Origin of the sequence: Mycobacterium syngnathidarum (assembly GCF_001942625.1) — a bacterium.
Lineage (GTDB): Bacteria > Actinomycetota > Actinomycetes > Mycobacteriales > Mycobacteriaceae > Mycobacterium > Mycobacterium syngnathidarum.
The window spans coordinates 49957-72974 of sequence record NZ_MLCL01000089.1; the positions used below are offsets into that span (position 1 = coordinate 49957).

General features: G+C 66.6%; 20 protein-coding genes. 8 read left to right on the forward strand and 12 right to left on the reverse strand.

Annotation, left to right across the window (positions count from 1 at the left end; translation table 11 throughout):
• Positions 1–9 precede the first annotated feature (9 nt).
• Positions 10–417 (reverse strand): roadblock/LC7 domain-containing protein, encoded by a 408-nt coding sequence (locus BKG60_RS26150; RefSeq protein WP_070187356.1) that lies wholly within the window; start codon positions 415–417, stop codon positions 10–12.
• Entirely contained in the window at positions 414–3440 is a 3027-nt protein-coding gene (locus BKG60_RS26155) for a HAMP domain-containing sensor histidine kinase (protein WP_075910195.1), read from the reverse strand. Before BKG60_RS26155 ends, BKG60_RS26150 begins: the two co-directional genes overlap by 4 nt.
• A gap of 332 nt (positions 3441–3772) precedes the next feature.
• On the opposite strand from BKG60_RS26155, the gene BKG60_RS26160 reads away from it, so the two are divergent.
• A complete protein-coding gene (locus BKG60_RS26160; protein WP_070187358.1) occupies positions 3773–4237 on the forward strand; it encodes a tRNA (cytidine(34)-2'-O)-methyltransferase in 465 nt (154 codons plus the stop codon).
• Positions 4238–4347: 110 nt separating this feature from the next.
• Here BKG60_RS26160 and BKG60_RS26165 read toward each other — a convergent pair whose 3' ends face one another.
• Both BKG60_RS26165 and BKG60_RS26170 read right to left on the reverse strand, forming a co-directional pair.
• The gene (locus BKG60_RS26165) at positions 4348–5001 is read right to left on the reverse strand and encodes a nitroreductase family protein (protein WP_070945977.1); all 654 of its coding nucleotides are present in this window, start codon (positions 4999–5001) and stop codon (positions 4348–4350) included.
• Between the two features lie 143 nt (positions 5002–5144).
• Entirely contained in the window at positions 5145–5717 is a 573-nt protein-coding gene (locus BKG60_RS26170) for a forkhead-associated protein (protein ID WP_070187360.1), read from the reverse strand.
• A gap of 264 nt (positions 5718–5981) precedes the next feature.
• On the opposite strand from BKG60_RS26170, the gene BKG60_RS26175 reads away from it, so the two are divergent.
• On the forward strand, positions 5982–6983 hold the full coding sequence (locus BKG60_RS26175; protein WP_242671649.1) for a hypothetical protein: 1002 nt from the start codon (positions 5982–5984) through the stop codon (positions 6981–6983).
• Between the two features lie 15 nt (positions 6984–6998).
• Here the strand turns inward: BKG60_RS26175 and BKG60_RS26180 are convergent, their stop codons facing one another.
• The gene (locus BKG60_RS26180) at positions 6999–10286 is read right to left on the reverse strand and encodes an error-prone DNA polymerase (protein ID WP_070946030.1); all 3288 of its coding nucleotides are present in this window, start codon (positions 10284–10286) and stop codon (positions 6999–7001) included.
• Between the two features lie 237 nt (positions 10287–10523).
• On the opposite strand from BKG60_RS26180, the gene BKG60_RS26185 reads away from it, so the two are divergent.
• Positions 10524–10943, forward strand: a complete 420-nt coding sequence (locus BKG60_RS26185) for a hypothetical protein (protein ID WP_131823408.1) — start codon at positions 10524–10526, stop codon at positions 10941–10943.
• A gap of 31 nt (positions 10944–10974) precedes the next feature.
• Here the strand turns inward: BKG60_RS26185 and BKG60_RS26190 are convergent, their stop codons facing one another.
• On the reverse strand, positions 10975–11577 hold the full coding sequence (locus tag BKG60_RS26190) for a hypothetical protein (protein ID WP_131823407.1): 603 nt from the start codon (positions 11575–11577) through the stop codon (positions 10975–10977).
• 180 nt (positions 11578–11757) lie between these two features.
• On the opposite strand from BKG60_RS26190, the gene BKG60_RS26195 reads away from it, so the two are divergent.
• On the forward strand, positions 11758–12780 hold the full coding sequence (locus BKG60_RS26195; RefSeq protein ID WP_239251631.1) for a hypothetical protein: 1023 nt from the start codon (positions 11758–11760) through the stop codon (positions 12778–12780).
• Between the two features lie 11 nt (positions 12781–12791).
• On the opposite strand, the gene BKG60_RS26200 is transcribed toward BKG60_RS26195, so the two are convergent.
• The 3 genes from BKG60_RS26200 to BKG60_RS26210 all read right to left on the reverse strand — a co-directional run bounded on the left by BKG60_RS26200 (position 12792) and on the right by BKG60_RS26210 (position 16214).
• Positions 12792–14348: an APC family permease gene (locus BKG60_RS26200; RefSeq protein ID WP_083339349.1), complete on the reverse strand. Its 1557-nt coding sequence runs from the start codon at positions 14346–14348 to the stop codon at positions 12792–12794.
• Positions 14345–15247 carry a universal stress protein gene (locus BKG60_RS26205; protein WP_070946029.1) on the reverse strand — a complete coding sequence of 301 codons (903 nt, stop codon included), beginning with the start codon at positions 15245–15247 and terminating at the stop codon, positions 14345–14347. Before BKG60_RS26205 ends, BKG60_RS26200 begins: the two co-directional genes overlap by 4 nt.
• 97 nt (positions 15248–15344) lie before the next feature.
• On the reverse strand, positions 15345–16214 hold the full coding sequence (locus tag BKG60_RS26210; protein ID WP_070945973.1) for a MaoC family dehydratase: 870 nt from the start codon (positions 16212–16214) through the stop codon (positions 15345–15347).
• Positions 16215–16283: 69 nt separating this feature from the next.
• Here BKG60_RS26210 and BKG60_RS26215 point away from each other — a divergent pair, with 69 nt between their 5' ends.
• Together BKG60_RS26215 and BKG60_RS26220 are read left to right on the forward strand one after the other, a co-directional pair.
• Positions 16284–18302 carry an SDR family oxidoreductase gene (locus BKG60_RS26215; protein WP_120765038.1) on the forward strand — a complete coding sequence of 673 codons (2019 nt, stop codon included), beginning with the start codon at positions 16284–16286 and terminating at the stop codon, positions 18300–18302.
• Between the two features lie 37 nt (positions 18303–18339).
• On the forward strand, positions 18340–19386 hold the full coding sequence (locus tag BKG60_RS26220; RefSeq protein ID WP_374242962.1) for a nucleoside hydrolase: 1047 nt from the start codon (positions 18340–18342) through the stop codon (positions 19384–19386).
• 11 nt (positions 19387–19397) lie between these two features.
• Here BKG60_RS26220 and BKG60_RS26225 read toward each other — a convergent pair whose 3' ends face one another.
• On the reverse strand, positions 19398–19844 hold the full coding sequence (locus BKG60_RS26225; protein WP_070188091.1) for a type II toxin-antitoxin system VapC family toxin: 447 nt from the start codon (positions 19842–19844) through the stop codon (positions 19398–19400).
• 40 nt (positions 19845–19884) lie between these two features.
• On the opposite strand from BKG60_RS26225, the gene BKG60_RS32150 reads away from it, so the two are divergent.
• Positions 19885–20073, forward strand: a complete 189-nt coding sequence (locus tag BKG60_RS32150; protein ID WP_070188084.1) for a hypothetical protein — start codon at positions 19885–19887, stop codon at positions 20071–20073.
• Between the two features lie 49 nt (positions 20074–20122).
• Here the strand turns inward: BKG60_RS32150 and BKG60_RS26235 are convergent, their stop codons facing one another.
• Positions 20123–21709, reverse strand: coding sequence for a DNA polymerase Y family protein (locus BKG60_RS26235; RefSeq protein ID WP_070944184.1), 1587 nt, complete (start codon positions 21707–21709; stop codon positions 20123–20125).
• A gap of 3 nt (positions 21710–21712) precedes the next feature.
• The gene (locus BKG60_RS26240) at positions 21713–22420 is read right to left on the reverse strand and encodes a hypothetical protein (protein WP_075910196.1); all 708 of its coding nucleotides are present in this window, start codon (positions 22418–22420) and stop codon (positions 21713–21715) included.
• 292 nt (positions 22421–22712) lie between these two features.
• Between BKG60_RS26240 and BKG60_RS26245 the strand changes: the two genes are divergently transcribed.
• Complete coding sequence (locus tag BKG60_RS26245; RefSeq protein WP_070184969.1) at positions 22713–22994, forward strand: hypothetical protein; 282 nt, start codon at positions 22713–22715, stop codon at positions 22992–22994.
• Positions 22995–23018: the final 24 nt, after the last annotated feature.

The window sequence follows — 23018 nt, forward strand, 5'->3', positions numbered from 1 at the left end:
GGCGGGGACTCAGGACGGTTGCGGCGTGCGGCGCGAAGACTGCACCACCGCGCCGACCCGCTCGACCAGAATCGCCATCTCGTAGCCGACCTGGCCGATGTCACACGACGGGGTGGTCAGCGTGGCCAGGTTGGAGCCGTCTCCCACCCGCATCAGCAGCAGGTAGCCGTTCTCCATTTCGACCACCGACTGCATCACGTGACCGCCGTTGAACAACTGGGACGCTCCGGTGGCGAGGCTGGCCAGTCCGGAGGAGACTGCGGCGAGCTGGTCGGCCCGCTCGACCGGCATGTGTTCGCTGGCGGCCATCAGCAGTCCGTCGGCCGAAACCAGCACCGCGTGGGACACCCCGGAAACCTCGCGGGCGAACTTGGACACGAGCCAGTCCAGGGAGTCGCGCTGCGTCGGACGGGTCATTCGTTATCGGTTCCTCTGGTCTCACGGGCATGCGACCGTCCGGCGTGCACGCCTCCGAAAAGGTTGCTGGTGCTGGTACGGACAGCCTCGGGATCGCGCGGTTTGAACGCCGCGAACATGCCGCTGTCAGGTTCGTCTGCCGATGCTACCGTCTCGACGCTGTCGTCGTTACGGTGTACTCCACCGTTGCGGTGACGGCCGTTGGACTCGCCGGCAGCGCCGACGGCAGCGGCGACGCCGCCCGGCACCAGGCGGGCGCCCGGGGTACGCATGGGCAGGCCTTCCTCGGTGCGCTGGTCGACGGGCGCGTCCTGCGCGGCCGCGGCCACCGACCAGCCCTTCTCCCAGACCGTCTGCCAATCCAGGTCGGCGCTGCGCACGTGGGTGGTCGGGTCGATCTCGAATTCGGAGACCATCGACTGATAGATGGAGTCGCCCTGGGCCTCGGGGCTTTCGGCCTGGGCCGCGGGTTCGACGTGCTCCTCGGGTGCGGGCTCGGCTTGTTGAGCCGCACCGTTGAGACCGTTGAGACCGCTGACTCCGTTCAGACCGCTGTGGCCGTTGACGCCGTTGCGGCCGTCGTGGTCGTCTGCGCCGTTGAGGCCGTTGACGCCGTAGGCGGCGGCCTGGCCGCGCGAGGCGAAGAACGACGACGTGTTGGTCGGTGTTTGACGTCCGGCCTCGGTGTCGTCCACTTCGTCGGTGTCGTCCACTTCGTCGGTGTCGTCCACTTCGTCAGCCGTCGGGCCGGCCGCACCCGCGCCCTCACCCTTGACTTCGCCCTTGGCCAGCGCCGCACTCTCTTCGGTGTGCACGGGCCATTGCTGTGGCCACTCGCTGACCGGTTCGTCCTCAGGTTCCTGGGCCGGCACTTCCGCCGCCGGCTCCGGTTCCGGTTGCGGGGCGAGGGTGCCCGGCAGCTCCGAGATTCCGCTGGCCCCGGGACTGCGCTGCGGCAGCAGGTCGAACGGCATCTCTGCGCCGTTGAGGTGGGCCTCAGCCGTTTCCGAGTCCAACGCCGACGCATCGGCCGGGTCGGCGTCCAACGACAGCGCCGTCGAGATCCCGGCATGCGCGTCGACGGGCCTGCCGTAAGGCAGCTCGTCGATCGGGTCGGCCCCGTCGCGGGCCAGCAGTGCCGCCGGGATGTACACCCCTGCCGTGGTACCCGAACTCGGTTCTTCGGCCACGGTGCTGCGCAGCCGCACCACCAGGCCGTGCTGGGTGGCCAGGCGCCCGACCACGAACAGACCCATGTGGCGCGCGGTGTAGGGGTTGACCTCACCGCCGGACTGCAGACGGGTGTTGGCGACCCGCAGATCGGCCTCGGTCATGCCCAGGCCGACGTCGCTGACCTCGATCACCAACGCGCCCTTGGCGGCATGCACGGCCGAGACCCGCACCTGCGAGATCGGCGGCGAATAGCGCAGCGCATTGTCGAGGAGTTCGGCCAGCAGGTGGATCAGGTCACCGGCCGCCGCACCGACGATCTCGACGTCGGCCACCGACGCGGTGACGACGCGGGTGTAGTCCTCCACTTCCGAGGCAGCGGCGTTGATCACCGTCGCCAGCGGCACCGGACGGCTGTGCTCACGCGCGAGTTTGGAACCGGACAGCACCAACAGGTTCGCGCCGTTGCGGCGCATGCGGGCAGCCAGGTGGTCGAGCCGGAACAGGCTCTCCAGGCGTTCTGGATCGTCCTCGTTGCGTTCGAGCTGATCGATGAGCGACAACTGCTGGTCGACCAGGGAACGGCTGCGCCGCGACAACGTCTCGAACATGTCGGCGACCTGCAGCTGCAGCTGGGCCTGTTCCCCGGCGAGGAACACCGCCTGCTCGTGCAGTTCGTCGACCGCATGGGCCACCTGACCGACCTCTTCGGTGGTCTGCACAGGGATCGGGTTGACCGGCACCAACTCGCCGCCGGCGCGAACCCGCTCGATCTCCTTGGCCAGGTCCTGGTGGGCGACCTTGAGCGCGCTGTCACGCAGGGTGCGCAGCGGGCGCACCAGCGATCGGGCCACCAACAACACGATGACCATGGCGCTGACGATCGCGGTCGCCACCAGGATGGCGTCGCGGATGGCGTCGTTGCGGGCATCGGCGGCCTGTGCCTCCACGGCCGCCGGGATGGACGTCGTGGTGTCCTCGATGATCTGCTCGGCGATCTTGTTGGTCGCGTCCAGCGAGGCCAACATGTCCGGGTTCCCGACGAGCGGGATGCCGGGGTTCGACATCATCGCCATGCGCTTGACCATCTCGGCGCGCAGTGTGGCCGCCTCCTCGGAGCCGCCCCCGAGCACCTTCGTCAGCGCCGCGACCGTGGACGGCTCGGTGCCGGCCATCGTGATCATCGAGGTGCGCAGCAACGGCTCCGGCTCGTCGCCGCCGCGGTTGACCAGCATCCGCTGGATCGCCATCTGCCCACGGGCGCCCACCGCGCGAGCCAGTGCCTCCACCCGGGCCTGGACCGCCTGTTGATTGCTGTGCACCGAACCGGTGATGGCGGCTTCGCCGGTCAGCAGCAGCGGACCGTACTCGAGGATGCGCTGCCGCAGGTCGATCGAATTGGACATCACGGCATCGACGAGTTGCTGGCCTTTCCCGAGCAGGCCGGTCACCGCCTGATCCACGTCTTCGGGCAGATCGGTGGCATCCACCCGCTGCTTCAAGTCGGATTTGCGCTCGTCGAACGTGGACATGGCCGACTGCCCGTCGCCGCCTTCGGTGGCTGCGATCAGCACGCCCTCCATCGCCGCCATATAGCCGTCGATGTCGGGGATCAGTTCGGCGCGGTCGGCCGCCAACCGCAGGTCTCCGGCGGCGCTGGCACTGGCATAGATGCGCAAGCCACCGAATGTCGCCGCCAGGATCAACGGCACGACGACGATGGCAAGGACTTTCCTCGTGACCGGCCAGTTGGCCGGTGACCAGCGCGAGGGGCGCTTGGCCGGAGCCGATGGAGCTGGGGAGAATTCGACGAGGGTGCCGTCAGCCTGTTTCAGCTGCGTAAAGGCAGTCATCGGCGCCCAACCGCACTACCGGCTGCGTGGCCGCAATTCACTCGTGGGGCGTGATTCATAAGACTTCCTGCTGTTTCCGCCCACGCGGGGGCGGGCGTCAAACGCCTTGGCAATTGCACGAGTATGACAGTCTCCCGCGAGCGTTTCCACAATTCTTACTGAACAGACAGAGTTCGTGACCGAGCTGTAGCGCAGTTGTGTGGTAATCGAGCAAACAGCGCCGACCTTGCCGAATCGCGTACCGATTTCCGCGCCGCATTCCGGGTAGCCGATTTCGCCCGCATTTGCATCCCGATTCGCCCCGCGGCCGGCCTTCGTACGATCATCGTCGGATGTTCCGGGTGTTGTTCTTTTCTCCGCGCATCGCACCCAACACCGGCAATGCGATCAGGATGGTGGCGGGCACCGGATGCGAGCTGCACCTGGTCGAGCCGTTGGGCTTCGACCTGTCCGAGCCCAAGCTGCGCCGGGCCGGCCTCGACTACCACGACCTGGCATCGGTGACCGTGCACGCCGATCTGGCCGCCGCGTGGCGGGCATTGCTGCCGGCCCGGGTCTACGCGTTCACCGCGCATGCGTCGACCTCGTTCGCCGATATCGCCTATGAGCCGGGAGACGTTTTGATGTTCGGCCCGGAACCCACCGGCCTGGACGCACACACTCTGGCCGACCCGAATATCACCGAGCAGGTGCGTATTCCGATGCTCGACGGCAGACGGTCATTGAATCTGTCGAATGCGGCGGCAGTCGCCGCCTATGAGGCGTGGCGCCAGCACGGGTTCGCCGGCGGCGTCTAGTTACGCCTCGGGCGTGGGCCGCCCCGCGACCCACGCCCGAATCTCACAGAGAGTTCATACACCGGCTTCACAATTGCATCGGGTGCACCAGAGGCCCCAGAGCGCCCGGCTCACCAACTGTCCCAGTGTGAGAACTGCTCGGCCGGAAGGCGCTTGGCCTTCTTGAAGTCGGTGCCCACGGTGTAGGCGATCGGGAACAGACCCGCCTGGGCGTACCGGTCGAACGGGATCCCCAGCAGCTCGGCGGCCTGCTTCTCTCCGTCGCCGAGCAGGTGCAGCGTCGTCCAGGCCGATCCCAGGCCCCGTGACCGCAGCGCCAGCATGAAGCTCCACACCGCGGGCAGCAGCGAGCCCCAGAAGGACGCGCTCATCCCGGCGGGCGCACCGTCGGGCCGGCCCTCAAGGCACGGCACCATCAGCACCGGCGCCTTCTCGAAGTTGTCGGCCAGGTACTTGGCCGAGCTCATCACCGCGCCGATCTGCTCATCACGGATGTCACCGCGCTCCGGCTTCGGTAGGTCGAGGTACGGGTTGGCGTTGGCCCGGTAGATGTCGGCCAACGCCTTCTTCTTTGCCACATCCTCCACGAAAACCCATTGCCAGCCTTGTGCATTCGACCCGGTGGGGGCCTGTAGCGCCAGGTCGAGACATTGCATGACCACGTCCCGGGGCACCGGTTTCTCGAAGTCGAGCCGTTTGCGCACCGATCGGGTGGTGGTCAGGAGTTCATCGACGGTCAGGTTCAGGGTGGATTCGGCTGTCATGCCGCGAGACTACCGCGCCGCCAAAACAGCGAAGCTCCCCAGCAGTTTGCTGGGGAGCTTCAATCATCGTGCGCCGCAGTGAAACTCAGCTAACCGATGAAAGTTGCACACCGACGCCGTCGAGGCGCCGGCGCACGGGCCGATCAGCCGGCGTTCTCCGAGACCACCATGGGCTCCCAGCCGCTGACCTGCGACTCGTCGGACGACGCGTAGTCGATCGGGTTGGGCACAGCGTGAATACCGTGATCGTCGCCGGGCAACCCGCCGAGCGCGGCAATGGTGTCCCGAATCTTCTGCGCCTCGGCCTCGGTCGGGGTTGCGCCCGCCTCGAGCTCGTCGAGCAGGCCGTCAGGCAGGCCGGCACCGTTAGCCACTTCCTGCGCCGACAGCTTGGCGTGGACGCGCGTGACGTAGATCTGCTGCCCCAGAGAGGATCCCGGCGCCGCGGCGGCGTGCGCCATCAGCGAGTCGTACCGCTGACGGACTCCGCTGAGCGCCACGATGACCGAGGGTGAAGGGCGGTCGCTGCTGGCTGCCTCGGTCAGGGAAGCGCGCAGCTTCCGCAGCCCGGACAGGACAACGTCGGCGCGTTTGTGGAACTTCTTGTCCTCGGGGAACGGCAGTGCGTCGATGGCGGCCGAGTACATGTGCATCGCCGCTTCCGACAGACTGACGATGACCGCCGAATCACCTTCCAGCGTGGCTTTTTGTCCCATGAGGCCTCAATTCTCCAGCGAGTGCAATAGATACATGGTGAACGGCCGGCTGCTCGGCCTGGGTGGTCGATTCGCCGCCGCTCGCGGTTGAACTCGGGATGACACTAGCGGTTTCGACGCCGCGCGTCATCGCTAGGGGCACTTGAAGAATGACGAAAAACAAGGTATGCGAATGCGGATGCCACCGGCCGGTAGCACCCGCTGCCGAGGATGGCCTTACTCTGAACGCCGCACGGTGGCAGGCTTGGCCGACGGGAGGTCGACATGGCCGGACTAACTGAATCGACAAGGGTCGCTGAGCCAGGGGGTGCCCCGTTGGATTACAGCGAGATCGGCGAGACGACCGAGCCCATGCGGGTGGCCGCAGTGGATCAAGTCCGGGCCCCCGACGCCACGCCGATCGACACCAAGGCCGGCATCACCAAGGTCAGCATCGGCTGGTTGGTGTGCGCCGGTCTGGGCGCCCTGGCCATCGTCGGATACCTGGTGTTCGGTCCGGGCGAGTCGGGAAGCAAGGCCGAGTGGTTCTTCGGCGCCGTCGTCTTCGTCGTCGTGATGGTGACGATGTGGCTCATCCTCACGCTCCAGCGTCAGGCCAAGTACGACATCGCCCAAGCCGACGAACGGCTACGCCGTGAGCTCGCGGCCGCCGACGAACGCTCCGCCCTCGAGATCGCCCTGAACCAGAAATGGCATCGGGCCCAGATGGAATCCCAGCAGAGACTGCACCATGCCGAGCTGGCGGCTCAGCAGGAACTGGCCCGTATCGAGCGCAACAACCTGCTCGAACAACTGCAGAAGCAGGCCATGATCGAGGTGTCGCGGGCGGTCGGCGCACACACCCGGATGCTCGCAACGCTGTGGACCGAAGCTGCGACGCAATTGCGCAACCCGGACCGTGACGAGCGGGAAACCGCGATGAACGCGCTCTTCGGGCAGATCAGCCAGGTGGTGAACGACGTTTCGGTCGAGCTGGACAACGCCCACCTGCTCAACCAAGACGAGCGCCTGCAGGATGCGCTGAACCGCGTCAACGACGCGGTCCTGATGGCGATCCAGGTCGCCGAGGATGTGCACTCCGACGTGGTCGAGGGACGCACCCCGGAAACCAACCCCATCCCGGCGGTCCAGCGGCTGCTACAAGAGCGGGCCACTGCCGCGCGGCGGCTGGCATGGTCGTTGCTGCGGAGCGGGCTTGAGAACGGCACCAGTGCGAGCCCGCCCGAGCTGCCGAAGGCGGAGCCGAGCGCCGACGCGGAGCACTGAACCCGGCCTCAGCGCTCAACGGAAATCGCGCGACCGGGACCCGACCCTCAGCTCGACCCGGCTCATCCGGTCGGCGATCACCGTGACCGCACCGCTGGCGTTCTGCACGATTCCGCGGACCACCAGGGCCGGCGCCGTCTGCGCCAGCTTGCGGTAGCGAGCCCACACCCCCGGTGCACACAGCACGTTCACCATCCCGGTCTCGTCTTCCAGGTTCATGAACGTCACCCCCTGCGCGGTCGCCGGACGCTGCCGGTGAGTTACCGCCCCGGCAACCAGGATCCGAGTCCCGTCGACGACATCCAGCAACTTGTCGGCCGGAATCACGCCTATCGCATCGAGGTCGGCACGCAGGTACTGGGTGGGATAGCTGTCCGGTGAGATACCGGTGGCCCACACGTCGGCGGCCGACAGCTCCAGCGCGCTCATGCCCGGCAATGCCGGGACGTGGGAGGAAGAGCCCACTCCCGGTAACCGGTCCGGCCGCTGAGTAGCCGCCGCACCTGCGGCCCACAGCGCCTCACGCCGGCTGATCCCGAAACACCCCAGCGCCCCGGCCGTGGCCAGCGCCTCGGTCTGCGGCACCGACAGCTGCACCCGGTTGGTCAGGTCGATCAGGGTGGTGAACGGCCCGTGGGCATTTCGTTCATCGACCAGACGCCCCGCCAACTCGTCACCGATGTGCCGCACGCTGCCCAACCCCAGCCGTACGTCCATACCGGCGTTCTCCAACGTCGCGTAGGCCAGGCTGGCGTTGACATCAGGGCCGTGTACCACCACCCCGTGTCGGCGCGCGTCGGCCACCAGTGACTGCGGAGAATAGAACCCCATCGGCTGGGCCCGCAGCAGTGCCGCGCAGAACGCCGCCGGATGGTGCAGCTTGAACCATGACGAATAGAAGACCAGCGACGCGAAGCTCAGCGAATGACTTTCCGGGAAACCGAAATTGGCGAATGCCTCCAGCTTCTCGTAGATCCGCTCGGCCACCTCGCCGGTGATGCCGTGGAGGTCTCGCATGCCGTCGTAGAACCGGGCACGCAACCGGCGCATCTTCTCGGTGGAGCGTTTGGAACCCATCGCCCGGCGCAACTGGTCGGCCTCGGCCGGGGTGAAACCCGCACAGTCGACTGCCAATTGCATGAGCTGTTCCTGGAACAGTGGCACCCCAAGGGTTTTCTTCAGCGCCGGCTCCATCGAGGGATGGTCGTAGGTCACTTCCTCCAGACCGTTGCGCCGCTTGATGTAGGGGTGCACCGAGCCGCCCTGGATCGGCCCCGGCCGGATCAGCGCCACCTCCACCACGAGGTCGTAGAACGTGCGTGGCTTTAGCCGGGGAAGGGTGGCCATCTGTGCGCGGGATTCCACCTGGAACACCCCGACCGAGTCGGCCTTCTGCAGCATTTCGTAGACCGCCGGTTCGGACAGGTCCAGCTTGGCCAGGTCCACGTCGATGCCCTTGTGCTCGGCCAGCAGGTCGATGGCGTAGTGCAGGGCCGAGAGCATACCGAGGCCCAGGAGATCGAACTTCACCAAACCGATTGCCGCACAGTCATCTTTGTCCCACTGCAGCACGCTGCGGTTGGCCATGCGGGCCCACTCCACCGGGCACACGTCAGCGATCGGGCGGTCGCAGATCACCATGCCCCCCGAGTGGATGCCGAGGTGGCGCGGCAGGTTGGCGATCTGGGTGGCCAGCTCGATCACCGGCCGCGGGATGTCCTCGGCCTCCGGCGAGTCCGGACGCCCGTCCCACCGGCTGAGCTGCTTGCTCCAGGCATCCTGCTGCCCCTGCGAGAATCCCAGGGCCCGGGCCATGTCGCGGACCGCGCTGCGGCCGCGATAGGTGATGACGTTGGCGACTTGCGCGGCGTAGTCACGACCGTAACGCTCGTAAACGTACTGAATGACGTTCTCGCGCAGGTCCGACTCGATGTCGATGTCGATGTCGGGTGGGCCGTCGCGAGCCGGGGACAAGAACCGTTCGAACAGCAGCTCGTTGGCGATCGGATCGACGTTGGTGACCTTCAACGCGTAGCAGACCGCCGAATTTGCCGCCGATCCCCTGCCCTGGCACAGGATGTTGTTGTCTCGGCAGAATCGGGTGATGTCGTGCACCACAAGGAAGTAGCCGGGAAACTTCAACTGCTCGATGATCCGCAGTTCGTGTTCGATCTGCGCGTAAGCCTTCTTCGCGTTGTCGACGGGACCGTACCGCTCGGCAGCTCCCGCCATCACCAGGTGTCGCAACCAACTGTCTTCGGTTTCGCCGGACGGTACATCTGGGTACGGGGGCAGCTGCGGGGCGATGAGCGCCAACCCGAAGGCACACTGCTCACCGAGATCTGCTGCGGCTGTTGTGATCCCGGTACCGAACAGCCGGGCCATCTCCTCCCCCGAGCGCAGGTGAGACCCGCCGAGCGGGGCCAGCCAGCCCGCTGCGGTGTCCATCGAGTTGCGGGCCCGGATCGCGGCCATCGCCATGGCCAGCCGGCCCCGGTCGGGGGAGGCGAAGTGCGCACCCGTAGTGGCCACCACCGGTAGCCCGAACCGCCGGGCCAGCCCGGCCAGGGCGGCGTTGCGTTCGTCGTCACACGGATGACCGTGACGGGTGAGTTCGACGCTAACCCGGCCCGCCCCGAAGCGATCCACCAGATCGGCCAGTGCGACGGCAGCCGCTTCCGGACCGCCTTTCGAGAGCGCTTGGCGGACATGGCCTTTACGGCATCCGGTGAGGATGTGCCAGTGCCCACCGGCGGCCTCGGTGAGCCCGTCGAAGTCGTAGCGGGGCTTACCTTTCTCGCCACCGGCCAGGTGCGCCTTGGCGATCTCACGGGACAACCGCCGATAGCCCTCCGGCCCACGGGCCAGCACCAGCAGATGCGGACCGGGCGGATCGGGATCTTCGGTGCGGGGAATGTTCCCCAGCGACAGCTCGGCACCGAAGACCGTGGCGACGTCCAACTCCTTGGCCGCCTCGGCGAACCGGACCACGCCGTAGAGCCCGTCGTGGTCGGTCAGTGCGATCGCCCGCAGGTTCAGCCGGGCCGCCTCCTCGACCAACTCCTCCGGCGTACTGGCGCCGTCGAGGAAGCTGTAGGCGCTGTGCGCATGTAGCTCGGCATAGCGGACGGACGTCCGCGGCCGGTCAAGTTCCGGCGGCTGATAGCTACCGCGTTTACGCGACCAGGCCGGGCTGTCCCCACCGTCGCCGACGGGTTCCAACGGCAGCCCGGAACGACGCGGTTTACCGGTAAGTACCCGCTCCATCTCCGACCAGCTCGGCGGCCCGTTATGCCAACCCACCACGCCAGCATATCGAACATCTGTTCGATACGCTCATTTCCTGGCACGAGACGCCGTCAGCCAATACCGCGAATCCGTGAGCGAAACCCGGCGCGCTACCGGATAGTCGCCGGTATGCATCGACTAGGGGTCGCACTGTTCAGTGACGGCGGCTGGAAACAGCTAGTACGAAAGTGGGGGGCGGCGCTGACCCTCGTGGGGATAGTCGTCGCCGGCATCGGCGTCTCGGTCTTCATCTTGTTCGGCGACGCGCGTGTCCCGGACGCGACACAGCCACCGGCCGCACTCCAAACACCGGTCGCAGCGCCGAAGCTGCCAACCCCGGAGGAATTCAACATCGGCGTCACCGTGACCGACCGGAACTGCCCATCGGCCGACAACTGCGTCTACACCTACACAATCCAACCGAACTACATTGGCCTGCACCCCTTGCCAGATCAGCCGTTTGCCGTGACATATCAGGTACGCGGCGGCCACGAGCCTCGGCACGGCGAATTCACCGTGCACGGTACCGAGGCCAGATTTATGAAGGGCGTAACCGTGGAAGGATCTGCCGAGGCTCAGTTTACTGCTGTCCCAACACAAGTCATCAACCGGCAGGTGTTCGGCCCACCGGTACCGGTCGACCCGACGCCCGCCCTGCCACCGCCGGAATAGCTCGGCTCGCTCGGCCCGCTCCACGCCGGCGCTATGACACGCGCAGGAAGTTCCCTGTCGCGTCGTAGTAAACGGTCTGCCGGTCCCGCTCGGTGCCGTTGACAACGTAGATCTCGACCGGCCCGGTCTCGTCGGCGCGAGTCACGGTGGGCCCCGCGGATGCGTTGAGTTCGGCGCGCTCACCCTCGACACGCTCGAACGAGTCCGTCCAGGCATCCACCAGGGTTTGCGGGGCAACGGTATTGGCCGCGAACAGCGTTTCCCTCAGTGCCGGCAGCTTCTCCGAGCCACCGTAGTCATATGGCCGTACGTCGGTGCGTCCGTCCCAGTACGAGACGTACTGGTTGAACTCCGTGGGCTTGGCCGGGTCGAGCGCGTCCACCGCCATGTTGCCCGACGTGCTGATGGATATGGAGCTCACCTCGATCTGGCCCAAAGCGCTACCGGTCATCTCCTGCAGCGTCGAGTTCATCTTGTCGACGATCTCGATCGTGAGCTCCGCAGTCGCCGGGTCCGGCGCCGCCGATTGGGTTACCGGTGCCGCGACATCCACCGACGCGTCGTCGGCACACGCGCTCAGCGTCACCGCCAGAACAAGCGCTCCGAACAGACCGGCCAACCTCTGCACCATCACGACTGCGCTCTCCTAACCTCGCTGCCCGCTCCGACGTCTGCACAGCAAAAATGCGGGCGATCCACAGCGTATTACAAGGTCGCGCAGGCGTGAGCTGTCCGATCGGACCTACGCACTGCCGCATTCGCGCCGACCCCTTACGATGCCGATGGGCTGGGGATCGGGTCTGAAAGGCAGGCAATGGCCACAACGTCGGCGTCAACGAAGTACATCGGCTACGTCGGTGGTGTCGCGGTAGCGGCGGGAGTCGGTGCGGCGCTCGCAGTCGCCGGCCAGGGCACCGCGCACGCCGATTCCACGGACGGCAGGTCCAAGGGCTCGACCAGCAGCACATCGCAGCACACCAAGGCCGGACCCAAGCGCGGTGAAACCAAGGCCGACACCAAACGAGCCAAGCCCGTGGCCAAGTTCAAGGACGCCGTCAAGGACAACCTCGACAAGCGCGCGGGCAAGATCGAGAAGGCGGCGACGCGGGTCACCGAGTCCGCGAACGCCGTGACCACGACGATCACCGGCTCGCTGACCAAGCCCGTCAAGCCCAAGCTCAAGTCCAAGCCCAGCGCCGAGGAGTTCGAGGCCGGCGAAGTCGCCAAGCTCAAGGACCTGTTCAACCCCAAGCAGGCGGCCGCGCCCAAGCCCACGGCCGACAGCGAGGCCGTGGTGCAGCCGGAGAGCACCAGCCTGGCCACGCCCAAGCTCGCCGCGGTACAGACCCAGGTCGACACCGCCGCAGATGACCCGGCGTGGGATCCCAACCCGTTCCGCGCCGAGGATCCGGAGCCGACGGACATCCCCGAGCCGATCATGAATCTGCGGAATGCCCTGATGGGGGCGTCACCCGATCAACTCGATCCGTTCGTCCGGGAAGCCACCGAGCAGATCTACCGGGGCAGCCAGATCGTGCCGTGGGTCAACGCGGTGATCCCGATCAGCAAGATCCTGCCCAGTCTGGCGCCGGCGCTCGGCGATGACGAGGCGGCCCGCGACGCCCGGCAGACCATCATCATGGAGCTGATCAAGACCACTCCGCCGGGTTCGGCGGTGTACTACGGCTACGACATCGTCGCCGACCTGATCAACCTGGAAACCCCGGGCGCCGAGCTGAAAGACACCGCTGTCGCCACGGTGTGGGACCTGCTCGATCCGTTCGAGCTCGCCCACAACAAGGGCAACTCGGGGATCGGTAACGCGGCCGGCAGCTGACCACCGCGCCCCTACTCCACCAGCGACGGTGTGTCGTACCGCAGCGTCTCGCCCCGGAAGAACTCAGGGCTGCGAGACCGCCAGATCAACATGAGCACGGCACCGAAGAGCAGCACACCGAAGCCGATGAAGAACACCAGGCCGATGCCGCCGATCGCCGCACCGCTGGCGTTCTCCGGATTCATGCTCTCGCCGATCGAGATCACGAACACCGCCGCCAATACGAGTCCGCCGAGGAGCGGGAACAAGAACTTGAACACCACGTTGTGGACGCTGGCGAACAACTCCCGGCGGAAGTACCAGACGCACGCAAACGCAGTGATGCCGTAGTACCAGCAGATCATGATGCCAAGGGCGGCAATGGTATCCAGCAGGGCGCTCTCCGAGAGCAGGCTCACCACGGTGTAGAAAACACCGGTGACCACGCCGGCGGTGATGGTCGCGAAGCTCGGCACCAGGTAGCGCGGGCTGACCTCGGCGAAGCGCGACGGGAAGGCCCGGTAGGCACCCATCGCGAGCATTGCGCGTGCGGCAGGAAGGAATGTGGTCTGCAGGCTGGCCACCGACGAGGCCAGGATCGCCAGAAACAGCAACGGGCCGGCCCACGTCCCCAGCACGGGGTCGGCCAGCGCGGCGAACACATTCTCGGCATTGTCCGGGTTGCCGAGTCCGAGATCGGTTTCCCCGACACCGGCAAACATCATGACCGCGACCGCGATCAGCAGATACGTCGCAAGGATGGACAGCACGCACAGCAGCCCGGCCCGGCCCGGCACCTTCGTCGGATCCTTGGATTCCTCTCCCAGTGTCAGACATGTGTCCCAGCCCCAGAAGGCGAAGATCGACCCCGTCACACCAACCACGAAGGCGCTCAACGCCAGCCCGCTGAATGGGTTGAACCAGTCCAGGTCGAACGACAACCCGGCCGGGGCGTCACCGCCACCCACACGGACGAACGCCATCACCGCGAACGCCAGCAGCACCACCATCTGGAAACCGACCAGTACGTACTGGACCCGTTCACTGGTGGTGATGCCTCTACTGGCGATGGCGGTCGCGATCGCCAGGAACACCAGTGTGGTGACGATGTTGATGGCCTTGTTGTCGGAGAGCTCGGCGATCGAGGGTTGGTTGGCGATCCGGGCGATGAACAGATAGAAGAACTCGACGGCGATCGCGGCCAGATTGGACAGCACGATGATGGACGCAACCACCATGCCCCAACCGCACATCCACCCGACATACGGACCAAATGCCTTGGTAGACCAGGTGAACGACGCCCCACAATCGGGCGCACGTGAGTTGAGTTCACGATAAGCGTAGGCGGTCAGGAACATCGGTATGAACCCGGCGATGAAGATGGCGGGCATCTTCAAGCCGACCGCGGCGACGATCAGGCCGATGCTGGCAGTCAGCGTGTACCCGGGTGCCACACAAGAGATCCCGAGGATCGCACCAGACAACGTGCCGACCTTGCCTGCGGCCAGCCCTTTCGACACCAATCCCGCGGAGTGTTCGGCTTCCTCGAGCTTCTGGTGGGACTGGCGTTCGGATGCCGACTCGCTCATGACTTGTCCTCGCCGTCCTTCCGTTCGTCCCGGGGCACGACCACCATGGGTACGTCCAAAACCCGCAACATCTTTGCGGCGGTCGAACCGAGGAAGATCCGCCGCGGCGCACTGAGCCGGCTGGATCCGACCATGATGACGTCACCGTCCTGCCAGCCCAACTGTTCGACGGCCGCTTCGACTGTTGGACCGTTCACGATCGTGGACGTCACCGGAAAATCAGGAGGCAGTTCGTTTCTGGCCGCATCAAGGGTTCGCTCGGCATGTGCGAGCGCGTGCGCCCGGACCGCCTCGGCGTCGCCGCGTAGCGAGCCGAAGGCAGGATCCAGTGCCACCAGCGACACCAACCGCAAGGGGACATCCGCAGCCCGGCTGGCACGTACAGCGGTGTCGAGCAACAAGCCCGAGCCCTGGCGCTGGCCGATGGCACAAGTGATTTCGTGCACCCGCTGAACTTGGGAAAAGCGCGTCCCACGCGGCGCCACCGCAACCGGCAGCGGCGAGGAATGCAACAACTCGTTGACCACCGACCCCAGCGAGTAACTGCCGACCAGTCCCCCACCCGCGCCACCGACCACGATGGCGCTGGTCTGCAACCGCAGCGCCTCGCGGATCAAACCGTCGGTGAACGACTCGTCAAAGCTGAGATGGGTGTGTGCCACAACGTCGTCGGGCACCAGCCCCCGTGCATCGTCGAGCCAACGCTGCGCTTGTTCGGCGACGACGTCTTCGTAGCCACCGCCTTTGGGCACGGTGCCCGGTGGCGCGGTGTCGGGCGGGAGCACGATGCAGATGTTGACCTCGGCACCCAGGGTCCGGGCGAACCGGACTGCCAAGGCCACCGCGTCGGCACCACCGGGGGTGGCCAGGTATCCAACGACCAAGTTCGCCTGCGTCATCTGCCACCACCCATCCCGCACCGCGCCGTGCGAACGTCGTGGTTCGATCCTGTCAACCCACTACGCGGCGTGCAGGGCTTCTACGAAATTGCCTGGATCAGGCGGAATACTCTGCGGCGCCGTCCTCCAGGACGAGCCGGGCCTCAGCTCCGTCGGGCCCGGCAGCCTCGGTGCGGAACACCGCCCGGCCCGGTTCGGTGCGCCAGATCGACGTCGTCAGCGTCTCGCCTGGGAACACCGGCGAACTGAACCGCGCCGCCACCGCATGAACCTTCGTGGCGTCGCCGCCGCCGAGCTCGGCAACCAGTGCCCGGCCGGCCACCCCGTATGTGCACAGCCCGTGCAGGATCGGTTTCGGGAACCCGGCGAGATTCTTCGCGAACCAGGGATCACTGTGCAGGGGGTTGCGGTCCCCGGAGAGCCGGTAGATCAGCGCCTGGTCCTCGCGGGTGGGCAGCGCCACCTGGGCGTCGGGTTCGCGGTCGGGAATCTGCGGTGCCTCCGGGCGCTGCCCGGGCTGGCCGCCGAACCCGCCTTCGCCCCGAATCACCACGGTGGTAAGGGTTTCCGCGACAACCTCGCCGCTGGCCGGATCGGTGCCGATGCCCTTGAGCATGACCACCGCGTTCTTGCCTTCCCCCTTGTCCTGAATGTCAGCAACCTCGGAGACCACGGTCAACTTTCCGGCCGGCGGCAGCGGCCGGTGCAGCCGGATCTCCTGGGACCCGTGCAGCAGCATGCTGAAGTTGAAGGTGCCGATCTTCAGTGCCGCCGGGAACGCCGAGCACGCGATCACCGCATACGTCGGCAACACCTGTTGCTCGATCTCGTGGCTGTTCTCGGTGGTGAAGGCAAGGTCATCGGTTCCCGCGCCGACGCCGATGGCGTACAGCAGGGTGTCGCGGTCGGTCCAGTCGAACGGGATCGGATCGGTCGTCGCGCCTATGGCGTCCGGATTGAGAGGCATGCGTGCCGACGATAGTTGAGGCGGCCGCCCATGTTGACGTTTGCCAAATCTAGGGCCACGATGGCTCGCATGCGTTATGTCGTTACCGGCGGTACCGGGTTTATCGGCCGCCGAGTGATCACCCGGATTCTGTCCCGTGACCCCGGCGCCGAGGTGTGGGTGCTGGTGCGCCGTGAGTCGTTGACACGGTTCGAGAAGCTCGCCCAAAACTGGGATGATCGAGTGAAACCGCTGGTCGGTGACCTGACCGCGGCTGATCTCGGGTTGTCCGACACCGATATCGCCGACCTCGGTGACATCTCCCATGTGGTGCACTGCGCGGCGATCTACGACATGACCGTGGGCGAGGCCGAGCAACGGGCCGCCAACGTCGAGGGCACCCGCGCGGTGATCGCACTGGCCCAGCGCCTGGATGCCACATTGCACCACGTGTCCTCGATCGCGGTGGCCGGCAACCATCGGGGCGTGTTCACCGAGGCCGATTTCGACGTCGCCCAGGACCTGCCCACGCCGTATCACCAGACCAAGTTCGAGGCCGAACTGCTGGTCCGCTCGGCGCCGGGCCTGCGCTACCGGGTATACCGCCCGGCGGTTGTGGTCGGCGATTCGCAGACCGGCGAGATGGACAAGATCGACGGCCCGTACTACTTCTTCGGCGTGCTGGCGCGGCTGGCAGCACTGCCCAAGTTCACCCCGATGATGCTGCCCGACTCGGGCCGGACCAACGTCGTACCGGTGGACTATGTGGTGGCAGCGGTTGTCCATCTGATGCACGTCGACGACAAGGACGGTGAGACGTTCCACCTCACCGCGCCGAAGACCACCGGACTGCGCGACATCTACCGCGGAGTGGCCGTCGAAGCCGGCCTGCCGCCGCTGCGCGGCTCGCTGCCGCGGGCCACCGCGGCACCGGTCTTGCGGGCACGGGGACGGGCCAAGGCGGTGCGCAACATCGTCTCCACCCAGTTGGGGATCCCCGGCGATGTGCTCGACGTGGCCGAGTTGAGGCCGACATTCACCGCCGACTACACCACCGCCGTGTTGCGCGGCACCGGGATCGCGGTACCTGAATTCAGCACGTACGCACCGAAACTGTGGCGGTACTGGGCTGAGCACCTCGACCCGGACCGGGCGCGGCGCGACGACCCGGCCGGCCCCCTGGTCGGCAAGCACGTCATCATCACCGGCGCCTCCAGCGGCATCGGCCGGGCCTCGGCCATCGCCATCGCCGAGCGCGGCGCCTGCGTCTTCGCCCTGGCCCGCAACGGGGAGGCACTCGACGACCTGGTCGCCGAGATCCGCTCGGCAGGCGGGCAGGCCTATGCATTCACCTGCGACGTCACCGATTCGGCGTCGGTCGAGCACACGGTCAAGGACATCCTCGGCCGGTTCGACCACGTCGACTACCTGGTGAACAACGCCGGCCGGTCGATCCGCCGCTCGGTGGTGAACTCGACGGACCGCTTGCACGACTACGAGCGGGTGATGGCGGTCAACTACTTCGGCTCGGTGCGGATGGTGCTGGCGCTGCTGCCGCACTGGCGCGAACGCCGGTTCGGTCATGTGGTCAACGTGTCCAGCGCGGGGGTACAGGCCAACAGCCCGAAGTACAGCGCCTACCTCCCGTCCAAGGCCGCGCTGGATGCGTTCTCCGAGGTGGTCGGCACCGAAACCCTCTCCGATCACATCACGTTCACCAATATCCATATGCCGTTGGTGAAGACGCCGATGATCGCGCCGTCACGCAAGCTCAACCCGGTACCGCCCATCTCGGCCGAACATGCCGCGGCCATGGTGGTGCGCGGCTTGGTCGACAAACCGGCCCGGATCGACACCCCGCTCGGGACCGTCGCCGATTTCGGGAATTACCTGACCCCGAAACTGTCCCGACGCGTTCTGCACCAGCTGTATCTGGGCTACCCGGATTCGGCCGCCGCACGTGGCGTCGGCACCGACGGGCCGGATCGCGTTGAAGCGCAACGACGCCCGAAGCGACCCGTCCGCAGCAGACGCAACCTGCGGGTCCCGCGGGCGGTGGCCCGCCCGGTCAAGCGGGCGGTGCGGTTGGTGCCCGGGGTGCACTGGTAGCCGATCTGGGTCATGTCGTTGGCTTATCCTTGGCACGGTGACGTCATCCGTAATTCCCGTGTTCGCCGACGTCGATACCGGTGTCGATGACGCCATGGCGCTGGCATATCTGTTCGCCAGCCCTGAGGCCGAACTGGTCGGTATCGCCTCTACCGCGGGAAACGTTCCGGTGCAACAGGTCTGTGCCAACAACCTCGGCATGCTGGAGCTGTGTGGGGTGGCGGGGGTCCCGGTCTCCAAGGGGGCCGAACAGCCGTTGAGCGCACCCCTGCGCACCGCCGAGGACACCCACGGGCCACAAGGCCTGGGATATGCGCAGTTGCCGAACAGCGATCGGCTGCTCACCGCGCACGATGCCGCCGAGGCCTGGGTACGCGCCGCACGCGCGCACCCGGGCGAATTGATCGGCCTGGCCACCGGCCCGCTGACCAACCTGGCGCTGGCCATGCGCGCCGAACCCACTTTGCCCAAGCTGCTGCGCCGGTTGGTGATCATGGGCGGGGCCTTCGACTATCGCGGCAACACCACACCGGTGTCGGAATGGAACATCAGTGTGGACCCCGAGTCTGCCGCCGAGGTATTCAGCGGTTGGAACGCCGCCTGGGGCCACGATGATGCGGAACATGTGCCAATCGTGTTGGGCCTCAACCTGACCGAGAACATCGCGATGACGCCCGCACTACTGAACCGATTGGCGGCCGCGGCCGGCTCCCCATCGGCACCGATGAGCGTGCTCGACGAGCGGGGCACGCGGTCCAGCGCGGACAATCCGTTGATCCGCGTGCTCGAGGACTCCATGCGGTTCTACTTCGAGTTCCACTTCGACACCGGCGACGGCTACCTGGCCCACCTGCACGATCCCCTGGCCGCTGCCGTCGCCCTGGACCCGGAGTTGGTGAGCTACCGGGAGACCACAGTCGATGTCGAGCTGAGCGGAACTCTGACCCGCGGCATGACGGTGGCCGACTGGCGCGGACACTGGGGCCGTCGACCCAATGCACTGATCGGCACCGAGGTCGACCCGTCGGTGTTCTTCGACCGGTTTATCAGCCGGGTCGGGGAATTCGCACAGCGTTTGAGCTGACCAGCCCGACGCTAGACGGCGATAACGGTAACGAGATCCTCCAACCCGCGAAAATCATCCGGGTTCCGTGTAACGACGGGCATGCCCTCGGCAATGGCCACCGCCGCGATCATCAGATCGGCGAATCGTTTTCGCGGTTGTCGTTTCGCCGAAACCACTGCGCTCGCCACCCGGCCATAGGCTCGTGCCGCCTCGACGCCGAAAGGGACCGGATCGAAAACCGCTTCTGCCCGCTGCAGGCGATCTTGTCTCCTGGCACGTTCAGCGGGATCGGTCGTTGACACCGGACCGGCGGCAAGCTCCGCGAGCGTCACTGCGCTGATCGCAATCTGCTCAGGAAGATCCTCCGGGCTCAGCGATTCCAGATCTACGACCACGGAGGTGTCAAGTAATCCCGCCTTGGCACGAACTTTCGCCCGTTCAGACACTAGGTGCCGGATCTTGGTCAGCGAGTGCATCCACATCAGCTCGGAACCGAACCCCATCGACCGTAGGAGCATGACGGAACAACTCAACTGCGATGTGCGCATCCATCAGCCGTCGCCGCCGCAACGGACGAAGTTCCCCGACAGGCTCGCGATTACGGGTGATGACGAACGTCTTCCCCTCATCCAATGCCCGCAGGACCCGCCCGCTGTCGTTACGCAATTCGCGCTGACTGATTTCTTCGGTCATACCCAAGCGTAGCACTGCATGCTACGCTTGCCACCTCGTCATTTAGCGGCTCCCTAAGACTTCATTCATAGGCGCCCTCCAGATACCACCGGCGCTGCCGGTAACACAACAGCAGAGCAAGATCACCCCCTTCCCCATCTCCAGAGCCCAGCAGCACCTGGACCCGCGCCGTACGTCCGACCCCTCGGTTCTCCGGATCCCACCACCGCTCGTCGACCGGCCACGGCCCCGCCCACCAGCACAACCTGCCGTCCCGGCGGCCGGCGCCGGTCAGCTGCGCCGGATCGGCGGAGAACAACCCGCGGCTGGTGACCCGCACCGGATTTCCTTGTACATCAAGCAGTTCCACCGGGTCGTCGAGCAACACAGTCGGCGAGGGCTCGGGCAGCTGACCGGGCCAGGGTTGCCGAGGATCGGCTCGCGGCACCGGCTCATCCCCCAGCGGGGTGAAGGTGATGCGTTCAGCCGGTCCACGCCCGCCGCTGAGCACCGGGACCTGGACCGCCTCCGGGCCGAGCAGACCCTGAACCCGCAGCAGCGCCCGCCGGGCCCGCAGCCGATCCTCCTCCCCGAGCCCGCCCCACAACGGCAACTGCAGCGCCGCCGCCGACACCACCTCCACCGGCCGCAAGCGCAACATGACGAGGGGCGCACTAGGCCGATCAATGGTGCGGCAGTTCAGCCAGCCGTCCAACTGCCAACGCACCCGATCAGCGGTGGCATCCTCGGTCAGTGGTTCGGCACACCGCCAGACCCGTTCCAGCTCTTCACCGTTGGCGGTTACGGCGTGGATGGCCAATCGGGTGCAGCCCACCCCCACCGCCTCCAGATGACGGTGCAGATCACTGGCCAGTGACCGTCCCGCGAAGGCTGCGGCATCCACCCGTTCGATCGGCGGGTCACAGTTCATCACCGCGTCGAGTTCAGCGGCCGGATCCCGCCCGGAAGGCCCCCGATCCGGCTCGCCACAGGCGAACCGGTGCGCCGACACCGCGTCGGCCCCGAACCGGGAGGCAACATCGGTGCGGGACAACTCCGCGAACTGCCCAAGAGTCCGGATACCCATCCGCCACAACAGATCTGCCAGGTCCTCGCGCCCCGGAGCGGCCAGGGCCGGTTCGGTGGACAGTTGCCGGATCGACAACCCGGACAGAAACCGTGCGTCGGCCCCGGGTTCGACGATGCACCCCGCCCGAGCTGCGAAGACCGCTGTGGAAAGCTGATCGGCGATGCCGACCTGACATTCAGCCCCTGCCGCGGCGACAGCATCGATCAATCGTTCTGCCGCAACCGATTCCGAACCAAAGTACCGTGCCGCGCCGCGGACCGAGAGCACCAGCAGCCCCGGACGCAGCACCTCGGCGCGAGGTACCAGATCGTCGACGGCAAGCGTCACGTTCTCGAAATGGCGGGCGTCCCTGGCCGGATCGGCGGTGACGACATGCAGTTGCGGGCACCGGCCCTGAGCCTCGCGGCGGCGCAGGCCGCGCCGGACCCCGGCTGCGCGTGCCGATGCCGAACAGGCGATCACCCGGTTGGCCAAGGTGACCGCGACCGGCACCGTCGACGTCAGACCTGCCGCCGTCGCCGCAGCCACCGCCGGCCAGTCCATACACCAGAGAGCCAGCACCCTGGAATCCGCGGGCATGAGCTACCCGCCTGCCGCACAAGCCGATCCGACGCCCCGGCCCCGGGCCCCCATGGCCAGCCGAACCCGGCTGATCCGGCCACGGCCGGGCGTCGGGACGTCCTGACCGGCACCGACCACCTCGTAGCCGGATACCCGCGCCTCCAGCCGGGCCGATGCCCCCTGCCAGTCACCGTCGGTGACCAACAGAGTGCAGCCCTTCTGCCGTGCCCGCGCCACCATCACCCGGGCCCGGCTCGGCGGCACCGAACGCCCACCCAGACCGAGCACCACCAGATCCATCCCGTCCATCAGCACCGAGGCCACCTCAACAGGGTCGGCGCCTGGGTCGGGGATCACCGCGAGGCGGCTCAGGTCGGCGCCCATCTCCACCGCGGCCAACAGGCCGACATCGGGTTGGCCGATGATCACCGCATGCCCGCCCCCGGCCGTCACCGCCGCCACCATGCCCAGCGACAGCGACCGGGCACCCGCGGCCACCGCGACCGACCCGCGTGGCAGCATCGTCTGCAGGCCCTCCGGGAATGCATCAACCTGGGTTTCAGGCGACGACAGCAAAGTTTCCGGAGGCGTCGCCACCGCCGGTGACCGGGGCGCTCCGCGATGCACCGGGCCGACCTTGCCCGACACCGAGGCAATCTTCCGGCGGAGGTGTTCTACCTGTTCAGAGCGGGTAAGCCGACGCATATCAAGCTCTGCCGCAACAGTCACAACAACACCTCCCGCACCATTCGCAACCCAGCATGTTCGAATATATGTTCGATGGCTCGAGTAAACACCTACGCTCCGACAGCGTCAAGCCGCGGGCGACGGCCACCGACGCGGGAAGCCGCACCGCCGGCGATGGTTCTGCGACCGCGCGGACCTTCGGTTAGAGTTCCGATCACCAGAACCCGCTTCGGGATGGGGCTGGGCCACGATTTGCGTTGCAAGTAGTGGGAATCCACCGCGATTCGCCGAAGGCCAGCTCTGTAACAGCACGGGGGACAGTGAGGACAACAACATGAAGTCTGGGCAGTTGACTCGTCGGCTCACCGTCATCGCGGGCGGCGCGGCAGTCATCGGGATGATCTCGTTCACCGCCGCGTGCGGTACCGAGGAGGAGGGCCCCGAGACCACCACACCGACCACCACGACGACGACCACAACCACCACGCCGGCCACCCCTGCTCCACCGCCATCGGTCGAACCGACCGAGAAGTCGATCAACCCCACCGGCGGCAATCTCTTCACACCCGGCGTGAAGGCACCGCCTGCACCGACCGCCATCCCCGGCGACAACTGAACGCGGAGCACAGAAAGTCGGTCG